The organism is Methylobacterium sp. WL7, assembly GCF_008040085.1.
Taxonomy (GTDB): domain Bacteria; phylum Pseudomonadota; class Alphaproteobacteria; order Rhizobiales; family Beijerinckiaceae; genus Methylobacterium; species Methylobacterium mesophilicum.
In genome coordinates this window covers 1-300 of record NZ_VRVG01000393.1, presented here as the reverse complement: position 1 = coordinate 300, position 300 = coordinate 1, and the positions used below count along the sequence as shown (strand labels likewise).

The 300-nt window shown below is 67.7% G+C and carries 1 protein-coding gene; it reads left to right on the top strand.

The features are described from left to right. On the top strand, positions 1-300 hold a 300-nt coding region (locus FV233_RS29945), incomplete at both ends, for a helix-turn-helix domain-containing protein (protein ID WP_147899685.1).

Below are 300 nucleotides of genomic sequence, written 5' to 3'. Positions count from 1 at the left end.
GCCGCAAGCCCTCACGTCGCCACCCGCGGCCGGATCCTGTCAGCGCTTTACGGGGACCGTGAGGCTCCCGATTGCGCCGACAAGCTCCTCAACGTGATGGTCTATGAGATCCGCAAGCGGTTGCGTGCTGCCGGCGCAGAGGCTGGGATCCGCAACATCTTCGGACGCGGCTACGTGATGACGGCGGCGACGCGAGATCGCCTGCTGGACGTGCCAGAGGAGCCGGTTGCGCCCGACCCGCTCTGGTGGGCCGAAGCGCACCGCCTGCGAGCCGAAGGGGCATCCTATCGGAAGATCGCT